Origin of the sequence: Kribbella sp. NPDC049174 (assembly GCF_043197365.1) — a bacterium.
Lineage (GTDB): Bacteria > Actinomycetota > Actinomycetes > Propionibacteriales > Kribbellaceae > Kribbella.
This window is the reverse complement of sequence record NZ_JBICSZ010000004.1, coordinates 501,642-521,715: the sequence shown is the minus strand read 5'-3', so window position 1 is coordinate 521,715 and position 20,074 is coordinate 501,642. Positions and strand designations below refer to the sequence as shown.

The following is a 20,074-nucleotide window of genomic DNA, read 5'->3' as shown; positions in this document are numbered from 1 at the left end:
GCCCCTTACGAAAGGTCCAGCATGTCTGACAACCAAGGTATGTCCCGTCGCGGCTTCGTGCGGAACAGTGCCCTGCTCGGTGGTCTCGCCGCCCTCGGCGCCGGGCTGCCCGGCACGGCCGCCGCGGCGACCACCAGCTCCACCTCCGCCGTTCCGCGGGCGGGCGCACGCTCCGCGGCCGGCACCGTCGAGATCCCGAACCGGTACGGCAAGCCGTTCTCGGTGGACGACGACGAACTGTTCATCTTCGCGGTGAACTTCAAGCCGTTCGAGCTCGGCGGTGACGACGAGGGCCGGGAGGCGACGCGGTACTTCGACACCGTCTTCGGCGACGCGATCCGGGCCAAGTTCCCGGCCGTGAAGATCAAGTACGCCACCTGGGACTACCCGATCCGGTACGAGGACATCGCCAAGGCCGGCCGGGTGCCGGACCTGATCATCGAGGACCCGCGGACCCGGATCGACCGCGACCTGGAGCCGCTCGGCTGGGTCCAGGACATGACCTCGATGGTCCAGCAGGCCGGGATCGACCTGTCCGCGCTCAACCAGGGCTCGGTCGAGCTGGTCAAGTCACGCTCCGACGGCGGCCTGTACGGCGTGCCGGTGTTCATCGACGAGCACGTGCTGCTCTACAACAAGCTGATCTTCGACAAGTTCGGGGTCCGGTACCCGCGGGTCGGGTCGACGTACGACGACATCTACAAGACCGCGAAGACGCTGACCCGCAACGACGGGATCGACCACTACAAGGGCTTCATGCAGCACCCGGACAACTACCTGGCGCTGAACCAGCTCGGGCTCTACCCGTTCGTCCCCGGCAGCAGCGAGCAGCCGGCGCCCGAGGACGTCAAGGTGAACCTGACGTCGGTGGAGTGGAAGCGGGTCGCCGACAACATGTACCGGTTCCTGTCGCTGCCCGGCAACACCTTCACCACCGTGGACGACTTCTTCAAGGGCGACATGAGCTTCCCCGGCCACGTGGCGATGGCGGTGCACACGCTGTCGAAGCTGAACGCGTACGCCCTGAACGACCTGTACATCGAGGAAGACGACATCGAGGACTACACCGAGTGGGCCAAGAGCGTGAAGATCGGCGTCACCTCGATGCCGGTGCTGTCGCGCGGCTCGACCGCGATCTACCAGCCGAACGCCCGGGCCGCCTTCATCCCGCCGCAGTCGGCGCACAAGGAGAACTCGCTCGAGATCATCAAGTACCTGGTCTCGGAGGAGATCCAGACCAGGATCTCGTCGTACGGCGTGAAGGCGGTGCTGCCGACCGATGCGGTGATGAACGCGTTCGGTAGGGCGTTGCCGCAGCTGCAGGGGATCGACACCTCGGCCGTGTACTGGGGTGACAACGCGGTGGTGAAGGACTACCAGAACACCGAGTACTGGGACATCCCGCTGTACAAGGTGTTCCGCCAGCACGTGCTGATCGACGGCATGGACGTCGCGTCGTCCCTGCAGGTCGCCGAGCAGGTCGACATCCCCAACTACATCAAGGCCCAGGCCGCCGCAGGGCTCACGTGGTGACGACTCCAGACTCCGGCCCGGCCGTCGACCCTCGGTTCGACGGCCGGCTCCGGCCTGCGGGGGATCTCACGGAGGCCTTGCTGCCGACGCTGCATCCCGGTGACAGCCACGCGGCGACGCTGGTCGAGACGCCGGCCGGAGACCTGCTCTGCGCCTGGTTCAACGGTCCGGGCGAGGGGGAGCCGGAAACCAGCATCGTGCTGTCCCGGCTCCCGGCCGGCTCGGACACCTGGACTGTGCCTACGCCGATGTCCGCGGACCCGGAGCACTCGGAGCAGAATCCGCTGCTGTTCGTGCTCCCGTCGGGTGACGTATGGCTGCTGCACACCTCCAACGAGCCGCACGACCAGAGCACCTCGCGGGTGCTCCGCCGGGTGTCTCGTGACGGCGGGCTCAGCTGGGGGCCGAGCGACGTACTGTTCGATCGGCTCGGCAGCTTCATCCGCAACCCGGTCGTTGTGCTGAGCAACGGTGACTGGCTGCTGCCGGCGTACGACTGTGACAAGAACGGTGAGACCACGGTCGTCCAGCTCAGCTCGGACAGCGGGCGCACCTGGACGCCTGGTGACCTGCCCGATGGGCTGGGCCAGGTCCAGTTGAGTGCGGTCGAGCTGGCGCCCGGTGAGCTGCTCGGCTACTTCCGCAGCCGGGCCGCGGACCGGATCCACCGTTCGGTCTCCAAGGACAGCGGTCGGACCTGGTCGGCGCCGGAGCGGACCGCGCTGCCGAACAACAACTCCGCGGTCCAATTGCTCCGGTTGGCCGACGGCCGGCTCGTCCTCGTCTTCAACGACTCGTCGGCCGAGCGGGATCAGTTCCGCTGGGTTCCTGACGGCAAGGGCGGCGTACGGCGGAAGACGCTGCGGACCCCGCTCACTCTGGCGCTGTCGGAGGACGACGGGGCGACCTGGCCGTACTGGCGGAACCTGCAGGTGCAGGACGAGGAGTATCGCGACAACGAGTTCGGGTACTCGTACCCGACGTTGCTGCAGACGCGCGACGGCCGGCTGCACGTCGCGTACTCGTACCTGCGCAAGACGATCAAGCACGTGATCCTCACGCCGGAGTGGATCGAGGCAGGAGACCGGCTGCCATGAGCAGTGTTGAGAAGTGGGGAGTGCACGAACTCACCTACTCCGGACCATCGGACGGCAACCCGTTCGCCGACGTGACGCTGCGGGTCGCCTACCGGTACCGGAACCGGGTGGTCACGGTCGACGGCTTCTACGACGGCGACGGCGTCTACCGGGCCCGGTTCATGCCGGATCGGGTCGGCCGGTGGGAGTACGTCACGTCCAGCTCCGCGGCGGAGCTCGACGGTCATCGCGGCTCGTTCGAGTGCGTCCCGCCCGGCCCGGGGAACCACGGGCCGGTCGGGGTGCACGGCGCTCACCACTTCACGTACGCCGACGGCAGCCGGTACGACTGCATCGGTACGACGTGCTACCACTGGACCTACGAGTCCAAGGAGATCCAGGAGCTCACGCTCGCGTCGTTGCGCTCGGCACCTTTCGACAAGGTGCGGATGTGCCTGCTGCCGACCGAGGGGATGCGCCCGGAGCGGCTGCCGTTCGCCGGAAACACACCTGGCGCGGTGGATGTCGGCCGATTCGATCCTGCCTTCTTCCAGCACTTCGAGGGGCGGATCGCGGACCTGCTCGACCTGGGGATCCAGGCCGACCTGATCCTGTTCCACCCCTACGACCGCGGGGTCTGGGGGTTCGACCGGATGACGCCCGGCCAGGATGAGGCGTACGTGCGGTACGTGGTCGCCCGGCTGGCGGCGTACCGGAACGTCTGGTGGTCGCTGTCCAACGAGTACGACTTCAATCGGGAGAAGACGATCGGGGATTGGGACCGGCTGCTGCAGCTGGTCCAGCGGTTCGACCCGTACCAGCGGCTGCGGTCGATCCACAACGGCACCAAGATGTACGAGGTCTTCACGCCGTACGACTTCAGCAAGCCGTGGATCACCCACCAGAGCGTGCAGCACTGGGACGGCGCCGAGGTGGCCGCGTGGCGATCGTGTCCGAAACCGGTGGTGATCGACGAGATCGGCTACGAGGGCAACGCCGGCCGCCGCTGGGGCAACCTGACCGCTGACGAACTGGTCCATCGGTTCTGGCAGGGCATGACGTTGGGCGGGTATGTCGGCCACGGCGAGTCCTTCGTCGATCGTGAGACCCGGGCATGGATCTCGATCGGAGGACGGCTGTACGGCGAGAGCTCGGCACGGCTCGCCTTCCTGCGTGACGTGATGGCCGGCCTGCCGCGGTTGCCTGATGGTGATGTGGATCCTGACCGGTGTGTCTTGCACTACCTGGGTGATCGCCAGCCGTCGTCTGCCGAGCTGGACCTGCCTGACGGTCCGCCGTACCGCTTCGAACTGATCGACACGGTCGCGCTGACCATCACACCGCTTCCGACCTCCTACACGGGCACGTGCCGGATCCCGCTGCCGGCACGCCCGTACCTAGCCCTGCGAGGAACCCGATGACCGAGGTAGAGCGCTGGGCCGTCTTCGAGCGTGCTGTGGACGGTCCGGTGACAGTCGAGTTCCGCCACGAGTCCGGCGAGGGAGCGTACGTCGAGTCCTTCACCGACGCCGACCGGCAGCTACTGCGCTTCATGCCCTCTCTCGAGGGTTCCTGGCGCTACACGCTGGCCGGCGAGGCGCACAGCTTCACGTGCACACCCGCCACAACCCATGGCCCCGTCCGCAGGGTCGGCAGCGGTCTCCGGTGGGCCGACGGCACGCCGTACCACCCGCTGACCACCACGTGGTTCGGGTCAGCGGACAACTGGGCGGAGGCCTGCCGTGCGTTGGCGGCTTCTCCGTTCAACCGCGTCCGTCTTCGGGCACACCTGGACCGGCTGGCCCACCTCGACCAGCAGGTCCAGGACCTTCTCGCGGTGGGGATGGCCGCCGAGATCGTCGTCTGCGATGTCGTACCCGAACTGGTCAACCGGTTGGCGGCGTACCGCAACATCAGCTGGTGCCTCGAAGCCGACACCGACGTGCGTGCTCTTGCCGAGCTGGACTCCGGGCGCCACCTGATCTCGGTGCATTCGGCTGCCGACCCCGGCGTCCCCTGGCTCACTCACCTCAGCATTCCGCTGGAGAACCTGCGTGGCGTCTCGGCGCTCCGACGCGACTACGCGAAGCCCGTGCACGTGGACGCCTGCGGGTACGAGGGCAACGGCTCCACACCGGAGACCAGCCTCACCGGTCAGGAGATGCTCACCCGGATCTGGGAAGGGACAGTCCGGGGTGCACACGTGGCGCACGGCGAGTGGTACGTCGATGCAGACGGCGGCCCGTGGTCGGGTGGGGGAGCGCGGCCGACCGGCGTGGTCGCGCAGCGGCTGCGGCTACTGCGTGAGGTGCTGGACGAGCTGCCTGACGGCGTGGAGCCGATTGACGACTACCGCGACGCCCCGACGCTCGCCGTGCCCGGGAGCTACTACCTGCAGTACCTCGGTGAGCACCGGTTCCCGGAGCGCACCTTCAGCCTGCCGGCCGGGGCCTACCAGGTGGAGGTCATGGACGTCTGGAACCACAGCGTTCGCCGTACTCACGAGACAGTGAGCGACACCCTCACCGTCCGCCTGCCCGGAGCCCAGTACCAGGCCATCCAGATCCGCCGGACGACCTGATGCCCGCCCTCACCTCAGGCCCTCGCACAGCCGAACTCCGCCGAACCCCCCGCGGAGTTGTGCTCCACCTCGGCCTCACCTCTGGCGGGACCACGTCACCCGGCGGCACGACGTACGTCGAACGGCCGGTCGCTGATCTGTTGACCTGCTCGGCCGGCCGGCCGTGGCAGCCGAACGCGATGCAGCCCGACGGGTGGTGGATCTCCCGCCGCCCCGGTGAGCACCGGGCCGGCTGCCGGACCGGACCTGTCGCCGTCGAGATTCGGCTGTCCTTCGACGATGCCGACCGGTTGAGCCTCGAGCTCCGCTGGCGCAACACCGGTCAGCGTCGGCTGGGCGACCTAGCCGTCGGTCTGCTGCTCGACATCGGCCGCCTCACCGACTGCCAGATCACCCTGCCCGGCCTGATCTACAACGACAACCCGTCCGCGGACCCGGCGCGCGCCGTACCCCGGATCGGCCCGGCTCCTGGCGGCGGCTTCATCGCCGAGGAGGACCGGCTGCCGATCCCCGGGGTGAACCTGGAATGGCGGGCCGGCCGGGAGCGCCGCTGGCTGAGCGCCTTCTCCCGCCCGGGCCCGCGCCGTTCGGCCGACGGACTCGTGCGCTACGGCTCGCTCGGTCTGATCCGACGCGACGGACCGGTTGTTGCGGCGCTGAGCGGCGTACTGATGTTCGACGGCAAGCAGGACGTGCGGTACGTCAGCAAGGCGGAGACCGAGTCGACGGACGAGGGCTACCTCACGCTGTTGCCGGGCGAGGTCTACACGCAGCAGTTGGTCTTCGACTGGGGTCCGCAGGAGCATCGCGGGCATGCGTTCCGGCACCTCGTCGGAACCGGCCGCTCGCTCTTCAACGAGCCCGGCGCGCGACCGCTCGAGCTGGAGGAGATCGTCGCCCGCAAGACCGTTGCGCTGGACAACCGCTGGTACCGGGCCGGGACCGTGGCCGGCTACACGAAGTTCAGCGACGTCGCCGGCAACGGGCCGGTCAAGGCGCGACACTTCCTCTACGGCTGGACCGGTCAGGCGCTGAAGCTCGCCTGGTGTGACGCGTCGCTCGGCTTCGAGTCGGGGGACCGGTCGCGGATCGACCGGTGCCGCGCGGCCGTCGAGTTCTATCTGGCCGGGAGTTCGACCCGGACGCCCGGTCTGCGGCACAACGCCTACCAGGTCGGCAGCCGGCGCTGGACGAGTTTCCGCTCCGGCGGCCGCGCGATGGTCTCCAGCCGCGCGTACGGCGAGACGGTCGCGGACCTCGCCGAGATCATCGCGCTGTTCCGGTCCCACGGTGAACCCGTGCCGCCGTCCTGGCCGGACGCGCTGGTCGCTTCGTTGAAGTTCCTCCGGACGGCGTTGCTGCCGGACGGCACGTTCCCGATCGGCTGGCGACTGGACGGCACCCCGGCGTCCACCGCGGTCTCGGCGGCCGGCATCCCGTGCGTCCTCGCCGCGCTGAAGGCGGCCGCCGTCCTCGACGACTCCTGGCTGTTGTCCGAGGCAACTACCTGGCTGACCCGCTACCACGGCCAGCACGCGCGAACGTTCGACCGGCCGTTCGCCCGGTCGACGTTGGATGCGGCCTGCGAGGACAAAGAAGCCGGCATGTACTACTTCCTCGCGGCGTACGAACTCTTCCGGCTCACCGGTGACGAGCTCTACGCGTCGTGGACCGAGGTCGCTGCCGACTGGCTGCTGACGTGGGTCTACGTCTGGTCGCCCGAACAGGACCTTGACGCGCCCCTTCGTGCTGCCGGGTTCAACGCGATCGGCTGGCCGACGGTGAGTGTCCAGAACCACCACCTGGACACGTTCTTCCCGACCTATGAGCTGATGGAGTTCGGCACCGTGACCAGCAGGCCGGCGTACGTCGCCGCCGCCGAGACGGCGGTCAACGCTATGGGCCAGGGCGTCTGCGGTGCCGTGGGCGACTGGGGTTTCCAGATCGTCGGCGAGCAGGGCGAGGCCGTGTTCCAGACCCACTGGCAACGCCGAGGCCACGCCAACACCTGGAATCCGTCCTGGGTCATCGCCGTCCCCCTCGCAAACGCCCTCCGCCTCCAAGCCCTCCGGCCCCAATGACCACCTACCGCACTACCCCACGAGGCTGATGCGTTGACTGACCACCTCATCACCGAGTTCGGCGCTCGGCCGGACTGCGACTGCACGGGCGCACTCGACCGGGCTGTGCAAGCTTGTGAGCTGACTGGCGGGCGGGTTGTGGTGCCTGCCGGGACGTTCCTGACCGGACCGATCCGGCTCCGGAGCAACGTCGAGCTACACCTCGCGGCGGGCGCGACCCTGCGGTTCCTCACCGACCCGGCGTCGTACCCGATCGTCCGGACCCGCTGGCAGGGCATCGAGTGCATCAGCCACTCACCACTCGTCTACGCGTACGACGCGGTGAACGTCGCCGTGACCGGGACCGGCACCCTCGACGGCTGCGCCTCACCCGACACCTGGTGGCGCGACACGAAGCCGGTCGACGACTGGAGCCGGCTGTTGCGGATGGTTCGCGACGATGTCCCGGTGGAGGAGCGGATCTTCGAACCAGGGCATGGGTTCCGGCCCAGCTTCGTCCAGCCGTACCGCTGCCGTCGGGTCCGCATCGAGGACGTCCGCATCATCAACGCCCCGATGTGGGTGGTCCATCCCGTGCTCAGCTCCGACATCGTCGTCCGCGGGATCACCGTCGACAGCCGCGGTCCGAACAACGACGGCTGCAACCCGGACTCCTGCCGCGACGTCGTCATCAGTGGTTGCTCGTTCGACACCGGCGACGACTGCATCGCGATCAAGTCCGGCCGCGACGCCGACGGCCGCCGCGTTGCTCAACCCTGCGAGAACATCGTGATCGAGAACTGCCGCTTCGGCACCGGCCACGGTGCCGTCACCATCGGCAGCGAAACCAGCGGCGGCATCCGCAACGTCATCGCCCGCGACCTGCACATCGCCGGCCCCGGCATCGATCACGCCCTCCGCGTCAAGACCAACTCCCACCGCGGCGGCCTGATCGAGCACATCGACCTCCGCGACGCCCAGGTCGACGCAGTCACCGCCGCCGCAGTCCTGGTCGACACCCACCACGCCGACGTGGACGTCACCGGCACCCACCACCCGGCCGTCCGAGAAATCTCCATCTCGGGCCTGCACATCCGCAACGCCCCCACAACTCTGGAGATCCGCGACACCCCGCAGTCCCCGGTCCAAAACCTCACCCTCACCACAAGCGCCGCACGTCCCAGCCCGCCCTGTCCGCCCTCCCGAAGAACCCCCGCAAATGCCGCCTCCTAGACACCCTGCCCGGCGTGATGGTCGCATCGTTGCTAATTGCAACCAACGCTGGAGGGAGCGGGCAGGTTGTCCACAACCGCGCCATGCTGTGGATGACATCTCGTGCTGAATTCCCTTGAAAACAAGGCGATCTGACTTTGAATTCTGTCAGTGCGGGTGTCTAGAGTCGGTGCATGGGACCTCTGGGCGAGCGGCCGGTGTGGTCGATGAGCGGCAGCGAGATGCTGTCGACCCTCGACGCGCTGGATGCCGACCTCGCCCGTCAGCAGACCTACCGGCTGCACGTGATCGCCGCCCTCGACGACATCGGGTACGCCAAGGAGATCGGCGCCCACGACACAGCGCGCCTGCTCTCCTTCAGGCACCGCATCGACAGCGCCGAAGCACACCGCGACGTCCGCCTGGCTCGCTCCCTCCCGAAGTACACCGCCGTCTCCGCAGCCCTCCCCAACCCCACCCGCGACCCCGATCCAGCCGCCGTCCTTGACTCCACGCCCGCACCGTCGCCCGATCCCGAACCGGCCGCAGACGAGCGTGCCGCTGCCGATCCTGTGGTCGCGGGCGAGTCGGCTGCCCGGCGGCCGCTGCGCCCAGCGCAGGCTCAGGCGATCGTGTGGGCGTTGGACCGTGTCGCAGCCAGAGTTGCGACGGACAACCTCGCGGTCGCCGAGGAGCAACTGGTCGGTCTGGCAGCTCATCTGTCGCCGGGACAGCTGCGCAAGGCAGGCAAGGAGATCGGCGACCTCCTGGACAGCGACGGCCCCGAACCGGACGAGCACAAGGCCTACGCCCGCGAGTTCTTGACCCTGGCGAACGGCGAGAACGGAGTGAAGTTCCGAGGATTCCTCGCCAACGAGAACGCCGAACTCCTCCGATCCCTCATCCACGCCGGCGCCCGCCCCCACAAGACCGCCAACGGCGAACTGGATCCCCGCTCCCGGGAGAAGCGCCAAGCCGACGCGCTGTCCGCCACCCTGACCGTGGCCGCCGCAGCCACCGACGCCGGCGCCGTCCCGCCCGCTGCACCGGGGTTTGGTGCGAAGGCGAACATCACCGTCACCATCGACTTCAACGACCTCAAGGCTGCCGCCACGGAGGCAACCGGTCAGGTCGTGTACGGCGATGCGCTCTCGGCAGCCGCCATCCGCCGTCTCGCGTGCGACGCAAAGATCATCCCGCTGGTCCTCGGTTCGAACTCCGAACCCCTCGACGTCGGCCGCTCCGAACGCCTGGTCAACCGCGCGATGCGCCGCGCCCTCAACGCCCGCGACAGAGGCTGCGTCGTCTGCGGCGCTCCGCCGATCCACTGCGACGCACACCACGTCCGGTCCTGGATCGACGGCGGTCCAACCGCAGTCAACAACCTGGTACTCCTCTGCCGCCGACACCACATCGATCTCCACGCCGGCCACTGGACAATCGTCATCACCAACGGCACAGTCCACGTCACCCGCCCCACCTGGGCCACTCCACCACCGCCCACTGCCCACCGTCCCCCTCCAGGCGATCCGCCGCCCAAGACCTCGGCTGCAAGAGACCACGCCGCCACTTCGCCACAGCCCACTGGCGGCCGCCCCATACCAGGCGATCCGCCGTCCAACTCCCCGGCTGCGGAAGGCCAAGCGGACGCCCGACCCGTCAACGCCGCACCACTGAGCGGAGCCTCATCAGAGGAGGCCGCCGGCACATCCAGTCTCGCCGTACGGCGACATCACTCGAAGTGGAAAGCCGACGAGGCTCTCCGCCAGGAGGCAGCCCGTTTCGCGGTGTGGGGCAACGACTCGACGCGTCACACCGCCGAGGAATCGGCGGGAAGTGACCGAGGCCGGCAGAGCTGCTCCTGATGATCAGGCGGCTACCCGTCGCACCACCCGCTCGGGCGACCTTGCGTACCATCCCGCCGAACCAGCAGCGCAGGCATCACCGGCGCCGTGCTGGCCGACTCGCGGTCCTCGGTCATCCCGCAGTAGCGGCCCAGTCCTATCCGCGTCGGCAGCGCCGAGCCACGCTGAGTGCAACGCCTTGGTCTCCCGCATGACACGCGGCCCGGTCTCAGCTCTGCACAACAGATGAACGAGGTGAACGACCGGCCGCTGTCCCAGTGACTCGCTCGAGCGCGTGAGTCACATGCCCACACCGCTCCTGCGGTCGCGCCCGCTACCGCGCCCTCGCCCGTCGTCGCCCCGCCGACGCCGCGTCGTCCTGCTGCCGTGCCGCCGTCGTCGCCGTGCTGCCGTGTCGTCGCCGTGCTGCCGTCGTCGCCGTGCTGCCGTGCCGCCGTCGTCGTCGTGCTGCCGTGCCATCGCCGTGCTGCCGTGCCGCCGTCGTCGCCGTGCTGCCGTCGTCGTATCGCTGCCGTGCGCCGTCGCTGCGCTACGCGTCACCGGCCGTTCGCTGGTGGTTGGCGTGGGATGCCTTCAGTTGGTTGGGCGCTTGTTTGTGCTGCAGCAGTTGCGGATGTTTGGGTGCGGAAGGTTTCGAACAGGTCTGGTGTGCCCATTTGGCCGCCTTTGAGTAGAACTTCGAGGCCGTTGATCGGGCGGTGCGGGCTGGTGAGTCGGCACAGTGCGGTGCCGGGGCCGAAGTCGTTTGTGGCGGTGACCAGTTCTAGGGTGCGGACGCCGAAGTTGCGGACGATATGGCCGGACGTGTCGCCGCCGGCTATCAGTACTCGGCGCACGTTGGCTTCTTCGACGACAGCGCGTGTGACTTCGGCTAGGGCCTTGCCAAGGGAGTTCACGCGGTTGTGGATCGGCTGAGTGGTGCGCTCGCCTGTGTGTACGACGACGCCGGGTGTGCCGTCGCGGAGAGCGGCTACAGCTGTTCGTCGGACGGAGGTTGGGTCGTGTAGCTCCAGCGACAGCCAGCCTGCGTTGACGGCGTACTCGATCTGCTGTCTCGTGCGGGCCGACTGGCTGCCCGAGACGACCAGACCCTGTGTGGGGCCTGTAGCAGGACCCAAAGGTGCCGACGGGAGAGTCGCGGCGCTGGGTGTTGGTGGTGTCGGCGCGAGGTTCAGGGCTAAGGCTCGGGACAGGCCGCCGGAGCCTATGGCGAAGGTTGGCCGGCCGTTGCTGGATGCGATGAGGGTTTGGCCTAGGAGGTGGAGGTCGGTCTCGGAGAGGGCGTCGAGGATTACGGCGTCGGCGGTCGGGTGGGGGTAGTGGTTGGGGAGGTCGGCGTAGGAGGTGAGGTGCAGGGCGCCGATCTCGAGTGCGGTTTGGGCGGCCAGGTGGACGCGCAGATCAGCCTCGGTCGTAGGCGTGGCGGGATGATTCGCCATCGTGGGTTGCCGGTCCAGACGGTGGATCGTGCCGGCTTCGGCGGCGAAGTGGTGACTGAACACGGTGTAGCGGCCAAGCTCCGGTTGAGCGGCGAGCACTGGCACGACGGCGGGGCCGAAGACGGATCGGCCGACCTCGAGAGCGCGGCCGATGCTGCCGAGCCGAGGTGAGGAGTCGGCCGTCGAGCAGATCTTGTACTGGACGATGCGGGGATCCAGATCGCGCAGGGCGATGAGGATCGGCCGGATCTCCGCTTCCTGCTCGTGCGGCGCCAGCGACCGTGCGATCCCTGCCACTCCGATCACGTCGTACCGGGTTGCCAGGTCGCGGAGTTCGTCGGCGGGTGGGAGCTCGACCAGGAGGACCGACCGCAACCCGCACCGCTCGAACTGCAGCAACGCATCGGTCGACCCGGTGAAATCGTCTCCGTAGAAGGCAGCCTCAAGCACGAATGGCTCCGAAGGTCTCGATTGCGCGCCGCAGTGCGGGTTCCGCCTGCGCGGCCGCGTCCAGGTCGCCGCCCTCGACCGCGCACTGCCAGGCGGCGCGCATCGCGGTGACACCGGCTCCGGGCCCGTCGGGATGGCCGTGGATCCCACCGCCGGCGAGCACGAGCAGGTCAGGCGTACCGGTGCGTCGATAGGTCTCCGGCGCCAAGCCGGCCCACTGGCCCGATGACAGCACCGGCAACGTCTCGTACCCGCCGAGCAATGGTTGACGCACGGCCGTGATCGACCGCAGGACCTCCTCGTCGGTCTCGTAAAACTTGTTCGAGAGGCCGTTGGTGTGCAGGTGATCGGCGCCGGCGAGCCGGGCCAGTTTCGACCAGGCGACGAAGTCGATCCCCAACCCGGGCGCTCTCGTGAACACCCCCGTCATCGCGCGGTGCCCGTGAATAGGCAGCTCACACCGCTCACGCAACCACGCGAGGCCCGCGAGGCCGACCAGGTTCACGCAGACCATCACGCAGGTGCCGCCGGCGGCGCGGACCAGGTCGTGGTTCGCGGCCATCCGGTCCAGGTCGTCGGTGATGTTGAATGCGTACATCGGCCGCCGACCGGTCCGGGCGGCGATCTTGTCCAGTTCCTCCGTGACCACGGCCACCCGGTCGGCGAGCGGTGAGTGGGGTGGATTGCCCATCAGTTCGTCGTCCTTGATGAAGTCGATCCCCGCTTCGGCGAGTTCGCGGACGACGATCCGCAGTTCCTCGACCGGCAACCCGATACTCGGCTTTACGATCGTCCCCAGCAACACACCGTCCGGCCGGCTCAAGACCTCGCGCGTGCCGGTCACGCCGAACCGCGGACCGGGGTAGCGATCGGCGAAGACGGACGGTAGGTCGAGGTCCAGCAGCCGGATGCCGGCCAGTTGCCTCAACTCGAAGAGGTTCCCCGCTACCGCGGCCAGCAGGTTCGGCAGCGATGGGCCGAAGTTGTCCAGCCCGAAAGCGATCCGCACCCGCCCACTGCGACGCCGAGCACCGGGCGGCCGGATGACCCCCGGTAGATCGCCATGGCCGGTCGGTGGCAGTTCAGCGACCTCCAGCACCCGAGCCGCGAACCGCGAACGCAACTCCGCGGTTTCCCGGGCCACCGCCACGAAGGTCCCGGTCGACTGCTCACCTGCGATGACCTCCGCCGCATCCTCCAGCGGCAGATAGCTCTCCACCAGGTAGGTGGCCACAACCTCCGCGGCGCTCATCGGGTCGGGTCGATCTGGATCTTGAGGTGGTCCGTTCCGGTGTCGAGGGCCGTGAGGATGGCGGGAGTTCGTTCGAGTGGAACGACCTCGGTGATGTACGGGCGTGCGTCGAGAGTGCGGGTGTTGATCAGGCGGGCCGCAGCGTGGAAGTCGGCCGGGGTGTAGATGGTCGAGCCCTGGATGGTGATCTCCTTGAGGACTGCCGGATTGAGATCGACGGACAGGGGACCGGAGAACATCGGTAGCAGGACGACGCGGCCGCGGGGGCGGGCCAGGGCGAGCGCCTCGGCCAGGCAACTCGGGTGGCCGGACGCGACCACGACAACGTCGAACCCGTCCCCGGTCAAAGCCGCACCGGTATCCAGCAGATCGGCCTCCGACGGATCGACCACCTGCGAGACGCCTTGTCGGCCAAGGAACTCACGGTTGTACGACTTCACATCGCTGACCAGCACGGTCGACGCGCCGCGGATCCGGCTCACCGCGGCGACCAGGCTTCCGATCGGACCCCCGCCGAGCACCGCCACCGAGTCGCCGGCCATCACCGCACCACCGCTGGTGCAATGCCACGCAACGGCCAACGGCTCGATCAAGGCACCCTCGTCGTACCCGATCTCGTCGGCCAACGGCACCAGGACCCGTGCGGGTGCGGCGAAGTACTCACTGAGCATCCCGGGCCATCCGCCACCCGGCACCCGTTTCGCAGCGCAGAGATGGGGATGCCCGGCCTCGCAGCGCCTGCACTCCCAGCACGACAGCGCGGGCAGCACGGCGACACGATCGCCCACATTGAAGGCCGGATCGGCCGACGACACCACCTCACCGGCACCCTCGTGGCCCAACACCACCGGCGGTTTCCGGAACGGATGATGCCCACGCCACGTGTGCAGATCGGACCCGCACAACCCGACCGCGCGCATCCTGAGCAGCACGCCGTCCGCCGGGACAGGCTCCGGTACGTCGACCACCGCAACGTGTCGCGGCTCCTGCAGCACTGCTGCTCTCATGATCGTCCTCCTTCGGGAAGGTCCGGCCAGTCTCCGCCTGGAAACATCAAGAAAACAAGGCCGATCGGCCAGCCTGTGGATAGAGCGTTGACATCGCCCGCTCCAAGGGTAAAGGTTTTCCTCATGGTGACGATCCCGGCGACCCTGCTGCTCGAGGAGCGGGCCGCGCTGGCGATGAACGCGGTGACCGGTCTGGCCGACGACGACCTGGACGGCATCCCCTTCTTCAGCGCGAACCTGCTGGCCCGCCCTGCCCGACTCGACCACGGCGACTGGGACTACGGCTCCAGCCACGGCCGGCTCACCGACGCGATCCTGCTCACCCGGCAGATGACTGGCGGCAAGGACGCTGACGGCAAGGACTGGGATCCACAGTGGGAGCAGATCGCCGACCGCTACCGGCAGACCCTCTTCGACCTGCTGGACGAGGACGGCCTGACCTACCGCCGCGAGCACCCACGCGGCCACTGGAAGGCGAACGCCAACCTGATCGACCAACGTGCGACCCTGCTAGCCCTCACCAGCACGGTGATCGCCACCGGTGACGCCAAGGCGAAGGCAGCGGCGGACAAGCAGGTCGCCGCCCTCAAACGGATCGCGATCAAGGAACGCGATGTCTGGTTCTACCCCGCGAGCGAGTACACCAAGGGCGGCTGGCCGTCCTCGAACGCGATCGACCTCCACCTCGCGCCCGACCCGGCGTCGTTCTCCGGCCGCCTGATCATGCCGCTCTTGCGCTACCACCAGGCCACCGGCAACCAGGACGCGCTGGAGTTGTGCGAGTGGTTCGCCCGCCTCATCGTCGACAAGAGCGGCGTCTACCTCCCGGACGGGAGCTTCAACCCGGCCCGCGCCTACCGCAGCGGCCACTTCCACACCCGCGTCGGCACACTCGAAGGCCTCGCCCGACTGGCCAGGCACACCGGTGACCACGGTCTGACCGAGTTCACCCGACGCAGCTACGACTGGGTGCTCACCCAGGCCACCAAGTTCGGCTGGACTCCCGGTGACCTCGCGGACCAGCGGTACGAGCACGAGACCTGTTCACTGGTCGACCTCATCGGCCTCGGTACGACGCTCGCCGGCAGTGGACTCACGTCGTACTGGTCGGTGGTGGAGAGGTTCGTCCGTAATCACCTGGCCGCGTCGCAGTTGCGGGACGTGAGCTGGGTGGAGTCCGCCCCGGACCGGTCGGGCGACGAGGTGGGCTGGCGGACGTACGTCGATGTCGGTGAGCGCGTGCTCGGTGCCTTCTGTGGGTATGGCGCTCCGAACGACTATGTCTCCGACGTGCCACTCGGTCGCGGGCACACCAACGACGTCCAGGCCTGCTGTGTCGGCTCCGGAGTCCGCGGACTGTTCTGGGCGTGGAACAGCATCGTCACCGGTGACAACGCGCTGACCCGCGTCAACCTGCTGCTCACCCGTGCACACCGCACTGTCGACGTGCTGAGCCACCTACCGGTCGAGGGCAAGGTGGAGTTCAGAGTCAACGAGCCGGTCGATGAGTTGCGCGTCCGAGTGCCGGAGTGGGCCGGGTATGCGCGGCTGACCCTGACGCGGGGAGACGAGATGCACACCGGCGCTGAGCGGATCTGGGCACCTGACGGCTACCTCTCCATCCCGAAGACACAACCGGGCGAGCGGATCGTGGTGACCTTCCCGATGGTCGAGCAGACCACCACTGAGCTCGCTGCCGGCAACGAGTTCCGGACCACCTGGCGCGGCGACGATGTGATCGCGGTCGACCCGCCCGGCCGGTCCCGGCCCATGTACGGCGACCGCCCGGAACACGCCGGCGGTCTGCGTGACTACGAGCTCCACCGACCCGAGACGGAGTGGTCCTGGTGACAACCTGGGTGCTGACCGATCCACCGAGCGTTCCGGCGCTGACGCCGTACGACCTGCGCTGTGAGCACCGGGTCGAGCCGCTCGGCATCGGGACCGACCGGCCGCGGTTGAGCTGGCGGCTGGCGTCACCGGTGCGTGGTGACCGGCAGGACGCGTTCCGGGTCCGTCTGCTGCGGGACGGCGCACAGGTGTGGGACAGCGGGTGGCGGACCGAGGACCAGACGTACGTCGACCACGGTGGCGCACCCCTAACGTCGCTCACCGACTACGTGTGGCGGCTGGAAGTGCGGGACGCGGCTGGGAAGGTGTGTGAGGCATCGGCGACGTTTGCCACCGGCATCTTCCACCCGGAGGAGTGGCAGGCGCACTGGATCGAGCACGACTACGACACCGATCCGTATTTCGAACCACCGGTCGACCGCCAAGAGCCACGCTCGGAGCGCTCAGCCACGCTGGCCGCACCGCGCTACTACCGCCGCTCCTTCGAGCTCGCCAAGCCGGTCGCCAGGGCACGCGTCTATGCGACCGCCCACGGCCTGTACCAGCTGAGTGCCAACGGCCAGATGGTCGGCAACGACGAGCTGACGCCCGGCTGGACCGACTACCGCTACCGCCTCGCCTACCAGACGTACGACGTCACCGACCAGCTGCACGAGGGTGAGAACGTGCTGGGCGCAGTGCTCGGCGAGGGCTGGTGGTCCGGGTACGTCGGCTGGGACACCCGCAGCCAAGCCCACCACTACGGCAAGAAGCCCCAACTGCTCGCCCAACTCGTCGTCGACCACACAGACGGCTCGCAGACTGTCATCGCGACCGACAGGCGGTGGGTCGAGCGCACCGGTCCACTGCGGTTCGCCGACCTGCTGATGGGGGAGTCGTACGACGCCCGCCTCGAGCTTGGGGACTGGTCGAGTCCCGGGTACGACGCCACCGACTGGGCGCCTGCCGGTGACGTCGGAGCGGACATATCGACATTGGTTGCCGCCAGCACCGAGCCGGTCCGGGTGACGGAAGATCTCCCGGCCGTCTCGGTGGAGCGCCGCGACGACGGCCGCTACATCGTCGACCTCGGGCAGAACATCGCCGGCCGCGTCCGACTGCGGGTTCGCGGGGCCGCGAACGGCGACCGGATCCGGCTGCGGCACGGCGAGATGCTCGAGGCCGACGGCGAGCTCTACACCGCCAACCTCCGGACGGCTGACGCGACCGACTACTACGTCAGTGCGGGCGGCGCGGAGGAGATCTTCGAGCCGATGTTCACCGTCCACGGGTTCCGGTACGTCGAGATCGACGGCTACCCGGGTGAGCTGACCACGGCCGACGTGACCGGACGTGCGCTGCACTCGGACACCCCGGTGGCCGGGCGGTTCGAGTGTTCGGACGACGGGGTCAACCGGCTGCTGAGCAACATCCGCTGGGGTCAACGCGGCAACTTCGTCAGCGTGCCGACCGACTGCCCGCAGCGTGACGAGCGCCTCGGCTGGACCGCCGATGCCCAGATCTTCCTGCCGACCGCGGCGTACCAGGCCGACGTGCAGACGTTCTTCGACAACTGGCTCGGCGATCTCGCCGTTGCGCAGACGGACGAGGGCGCGATCCCGGACGTCATCCCGCACCTGATCACCGGACGGCACGGCACGCCTGCCTGGGCCGACGCCGCGACCATCGTCCCGTGGACGCTGTACCGCACGTACGGCGATGAGCGCGTACTGCGACAGGCCTGGCCGACGATGCGCCGCTGGGTGGACTACGTTCACCAGGCCAACCCGGATCTCATCTGGCGCAAGCGGACCAGCGGCCACTACGGCGACTGGCTGCAGGTCGGCGTACGGACCGATCGCGATGTGCTGGCGACGGCGTACTTCGCCCGCAGCGCCGAGCTCACGGCAGCGGCCGCGCGGGTGATCGGATTGGACGACGAGGCGACGGCGTACAGCGAGCTGCGGGAGCGGATCGGGGCCGCGTTCGTGCGGGAGTTCGTGGATGCCGAGGGCAAGGTTCGCGGCGACACCCAGACCGGCTATCTGTTGCCGCTGGCGTTCGGGTTGCTGCCGGAGGAGTTCGAGCAGGCGGCGGTGAAGCATCTGGTCGCCGATCTCGAGCGGCGCGGCCGGTCGTTGACGACCGGGTTCGCCGGGGTCGCGCTGTTGTGTCCGATCCTGGCGAAGTACGGGCATGTCGAGCTGGCGTACGACCTGCTGCACGACGATCGGTATCCGTCCTGGGGCTACTCGATCCGGCACGGTGCGACGACGATCTGGGAGCGCTGGGACGGGTGGACCGAGGAGAACGGGTTCGGCCCGGTCGCGATGAACTCGTTCAACCACTACTCGCTCGGATCGGTCGGGGAGTGGCTGTACGGCGGTGTCGCGGGCATCGATCAGACCCCCGACTCGATCGCCTTCCGTGAGCTGGTCATCAGGCCACGCCCGGGTGGTCGGCTGACGTGGGCCGAGGGTGCCTACGACACACCGACCGGCAGAGTCTCCACCCGCTGGGAGCTCGCCGACGGCACCTTCACCCTCGATGTGGAGATTCCACCCGGTGCCACCGCGACCGTCCACGTGCCGACGAGCGATGCCGAGACAGTCCGCGAGTCGCGACAGTCCATCGCCGAGCAGGACGGGGTCGAGCTCTTGGAGTCGGCAGACCATGCACTGGTGTGCCGTGTGAGCTCGGGACGCTACAGCTTCACCGCTCAGGCCTGAGTCGTACGGCGGCGGCGTGGCGGACGGGCTGTGGAGCCTCGGATCACCAGCTCGCCGGTGAGGTGCGTGGTGTTGGTGGGGGCCGTCGGGTTGAAGTGCTGCCAGGCCTGACGGCCCAGCTCGACCGTGGAGACGGCGTACGTGGTGAGGCCGGGGTCGGTGTGGGCGCTCATGGGAGCGTCGTCGACACCGGCCACCGAGAGATCGTCCGGGACGGACACGCCCAACTCGCGGAGGCGGCTCAGGACGCCGACGGCCACGTGGTCGTTGAAGGCGATCAAGGCGGTCGGGCGGTGGGTGAGCGCCTCGTCGACCGCGGTGTAGCCGTCGCGGAGGGCTGAGCCGCAGGGGACGCGGATGATGGTCTGGCCGGCGGCCTCGGCGATCCGGAAACCGCGCTGGCGTTGCTGGTCGGACCATGCGTTGGGCGGACCCTCCAGGTAGACGATTCGCTTGTGGCCGAGCGACCCGAGGTGCTCACACAGCAGCCGGACGCCGTGGTGGTAGTCGACGACGACGGCTCCGACCGACGGATGCCGCAGTACCCGGTTGATCAGCACCAGTTTGCGGCTGGCCGCGGCGACCTCCTTCAGCCGCGCTGTGCTCATGCGTGGTGCGCAGAGCAGCAGGCCGTCGACCCAGCGGGCCAGCTCGATCGCCGAGCGGTACTCCCGCTCCGGGTCCTCGTCGGTCCCTGCGACGAGTGTGTGGTTCCCGTCGGTGGCGGCCTCGGCCGAGATGCCCTTGAGGATCTCGGCGAAGTACGGGTTGCCGAGGTCGGGTGCGACCACGCCGATCGTCTGGCTGCTGCCGCGCAACAACGTCTGGGCCGCCGGGTTCGGCCGGTAGCCGACCTCCTGCGCGGCCGCACGGACCCGCTCGGCGACCTGGGCCGAAACCGGCTTGCCGCCGCTGAGCACCCGCGACACGGTCGCGGTCGAGACCTCCGCGAGCCGGGCCACGTCATGGATCGTGGCCCGGCCGGCGCGATCCCCGGTCGACTTTCTCACCGGCTCATTGGATCACGCCCGGACCGGATT

14 protein-coding genes are annotated in these 20,074 nt (G+C 68.6%); 9 read left to right on the top strand and 5 right to left on the bottom strand.

The features are described 5' to 3' along the window. The first annotated feature begins 21 nt into the window (after positions 1-21). The 7 genes from ACGFIF_RS24445 (at position 22) to ACGFIF_RS24415 (ending at position 10,327) form a co-directional block, all read left to right on the top strand. Positions 22-1,533: an ABC transporter substrate-binding protein gene (locus tag ACGFIF_RS24445; RefSeq protein ID WP_393157522.1), complete on the top strand. Its 1,512-nt coding sequence runs from the start codon at positions 22-24 to the stop codon at positions 1,531-1,533. Next, complete coding sequence (locus tag ACGFIF_RS24440) at positions 1,530-2,630, top strand: exo-alpha-sialidase (protein ID WP_393157521.1); 1,101 nt, start codon at positions 1,530-1,532, stop codon at positions 2,628-2,630. Before ACGFIF_RS24445 ends, ACGFIF_RS24440 begins: the two co-directional genes overlap by 4 nt. After that, positions 2,627-4,030 (top strand): DUF5060 domain-containing protein, encoded by a 1,404-nt coding sequence (locus ACGFIF_RS24435; protein WP_393157519.1) that lies wholly within the window; start codon positions 2,627-2,629, stop codon positions 4,028-4,030. Before ACGFIF_RS24440 ends, ACGFIF_RS24435 begins: the two co-directional genes overlap by 4 nt. Beyond that, the gene (locus tag ACGFIF_RS24430) at positions 4,027-5,190 is read left to right on the top strand and encodes a DUF5605 domain-containing protein (protein ID WP_393157518.1); all 1,164 of its coding nucleotides are present in this window, start codon (positions 4,027-4,029) and stop codon (positions 5,188-5,190) included. Before ACGFIF_RS24435 ends, ACGFIF_RS24430 begins: the two co-directional genes overlap by 4 nt. A gap of 59 nt (positions 5,191-5,249) precedes the next feature. Next, the gene (locus tag ACGFIF_RS24425; RefSeq protein WP_393157516.1) at positions 5,250-7,271 is read left to right on the top strand and encodes a hypothetical protein; all 2,022 of its coding nucleotides are present in this window, start codon (positions 5,250-5,252) and stop codon (positions 7,269-7,271) included. 33 nt (positions 7,272-7,304) lie between these two features. Then, the gene (locus ACGFIF_RS24420) at positions 7,305-8,483 is read left to right on the top strand and encodes a glycoside hydrolase family 28 protein (RefSeq protein WP_393157515.1); all 1,179 of its coding nucleotides are present in this window, start codon (positions 7,305-7,307) and stop codon (positions 8,481-8,483) included. Positions 8,484-8,656: 173 nt separating this feature from the next. Continuing rightward, positions 8,657-10,327, top strand: coding sequence for a DUF222 domain-containing protein (locus ACGFIF_RS24415; protein WP_393157513.1), 1,671 nt, complete (start codon positions 8,657-8,659; stop codon positions 10,325-10,327). 279 nt (positions 10,328-10,606) lie between these two features. Here the strand turns inward: ACGFIF_RS24415 and ACGFIF_RS24410 are convergent, their stop codons facing one another. The 4 genes from ACGFIF_RS24410 to ACGFIF_RS24395 are packed head-to-tail and all read right to left on the bottom strand — an operon-like array spanning position 10,607 to position 14,475. Then, on the bottom strand, positions 10,607-10,867 hold the full coding sequence (locus ACGFIF_RS24410; RefSeq protein WP_393157511.1) for a hypothetical protein: 261 nt from the start codon (positions 10,865-10,867) through the stop codon (positions 10,607-10,609). After that, positions 10,864-12,216, bottom strand: coding sequence for a four-carbon acid sugar kinase family protein (locus ACGFIF_RS24405; RefSeq protein WP_393157510.1), 1,353 nt, complete (start codon positions 12,214-12,216; stop codon positions 10,864-10,866). The genes ACGFIF_RS24410 and ACGFIF_RS24405 overlap by 4 nt, the downstream gene beginning before the upstream one ends. Then, a complete protein-coding gene (locus ACGFIF_RS24400; protein ID WP_393157508.1) occupies positions 12,209-13,468 on the bottom strand; it encodes a RuBisCO large subunit C-terminal-like domain-containing protein in 1,260 nt (419 codons plus the stop codon). Before ACGFIF_RS24400 ends, ACGFIF_RS24405 begins: the two co-directional genes overlap by 8 nt. Continuing rightward, on the bottom strand, positions 13,465-14,475 hold the full coding sequence (locus ACGFIF_RS24395; protein ID WP_393157507.1) for a zinc-binding dehydrogenase: 1,011 nt from the start codon (positions 14,473-14,475) through the stop codon (positions 13,465-13,467). Before ACGFIF_RS24395 ends, ACGFIF_RS24400 begins: the two co-directional genes overlap by 4 nt. Before the next feature lie 123 nt (positions 14,476-14,598). Here ACGFIF_RS24395 and ACGFIF_RS24390 point away from each other — a divergent pair, with 123 nt between their 5' ends. Further along, the gene (locus ACGFIF_RS24390; protein WP_393157505.1) at positions 14,599-16,326 is read left to right on the top strand and encodes a hypothetical protein; all 1,728 of its coding nucleotides are present in this window, start codon (positions 14,599-14,601) and stop codon (positions 16,324-16,326) included. Next, positions 16,323-19,034, top strand: a complete 2,712-nt coding sequence (locus ACGFIF_RS24385; RefSeq protein WP_393157503.1) for a glycoside hydrolase family 78 protein — start codon at positions 16,323-16,325, stop codon at positions 19,032-19,034. The genes ACGFIF_RS24390 and ACGFIF_RS24385 overlap by 4 nt, the downstream gene beginning before the upstream one ends. Here ACGFIF_RS24385 and ACGFIF_RS24380 read toward each other — a convergent pair. Further along, the gene (locus ACGFIF_RS24380) at positions 19,025-20,044 is read right to left on the bottom strand and encodes a LacI family DNA-binding transcriptional regulator (RefSeq protein ID WP_393157502.1); all 1,020 of its coding nucleotides are present in this window, start codon (positions 20,042-20,044) and stop codon (positions 19,025-19,027) included. The genes ACGFIF_RS24385 and ACGFIF_RS24380 overlap by 10 nt on opposite strands. Positions 20,045-20,074: the final 30 nt, after the last annotated feature.

What these genes read in the sequence shown, in the direction of transcription:
- ACGFIF_RS24390 (WP_393157505.1), top strand. Translation starts at nt 14,599, where the DNA reads ATGGTGACGATCCCGGCGACCCTGCTGCTCGAGGAGCGGGCCGCGCTG.
- ACGFIF_RS24430 (WP_393157518.1), top strand. Translation starts at nt 4,027, where the DNA reads ATGACCGAGGTAGAGCGCTGGGCCGTCTTCGAGCGTGCTGTGGACGGT.
- ACGFIF_RS24445 (WP_393157522.1), top strand. Translation starts at nt 22, where the DNA reads ATGTCTGACAACCAAGGTATGTCCCGTCGCGGCTTCGTGCGGAACAGT.
- ACGFIF_RS24435 (WP_393157519.1), top strand. Translation starts at nt 2,627, where the DNA reads ATGAGCAGTGTTGAGAAGTGGGGAGTGCACGAACTCACCTACTCCGGA.
- ACGFIF_RS24415 (WP_393157513.1), top strand. Translation starts at nt 8,657, where the DNA reads ATGGGACCTCTGGGCGAGCGGCCGGTGTGGTCGATGAGCGGCAGCGAG.
- ACGFIF_RS24395 (WP_393157507.1), bottom strand. Translation starts at nt 14,475, where the DNA reads ATGAGAGCAGCAGTGCTGCAGGAGCCGCGACACGTTGCGGTGGTCGAC.
- ACGFIF_RS24400 (WP_393157508.1), bottom strand. Translation starts at nt 13,468, where the DNA reads ATGAGCGCCGCGGAGGTTGTGGCCACCTACCTGGTGGAGAGCTATCTG.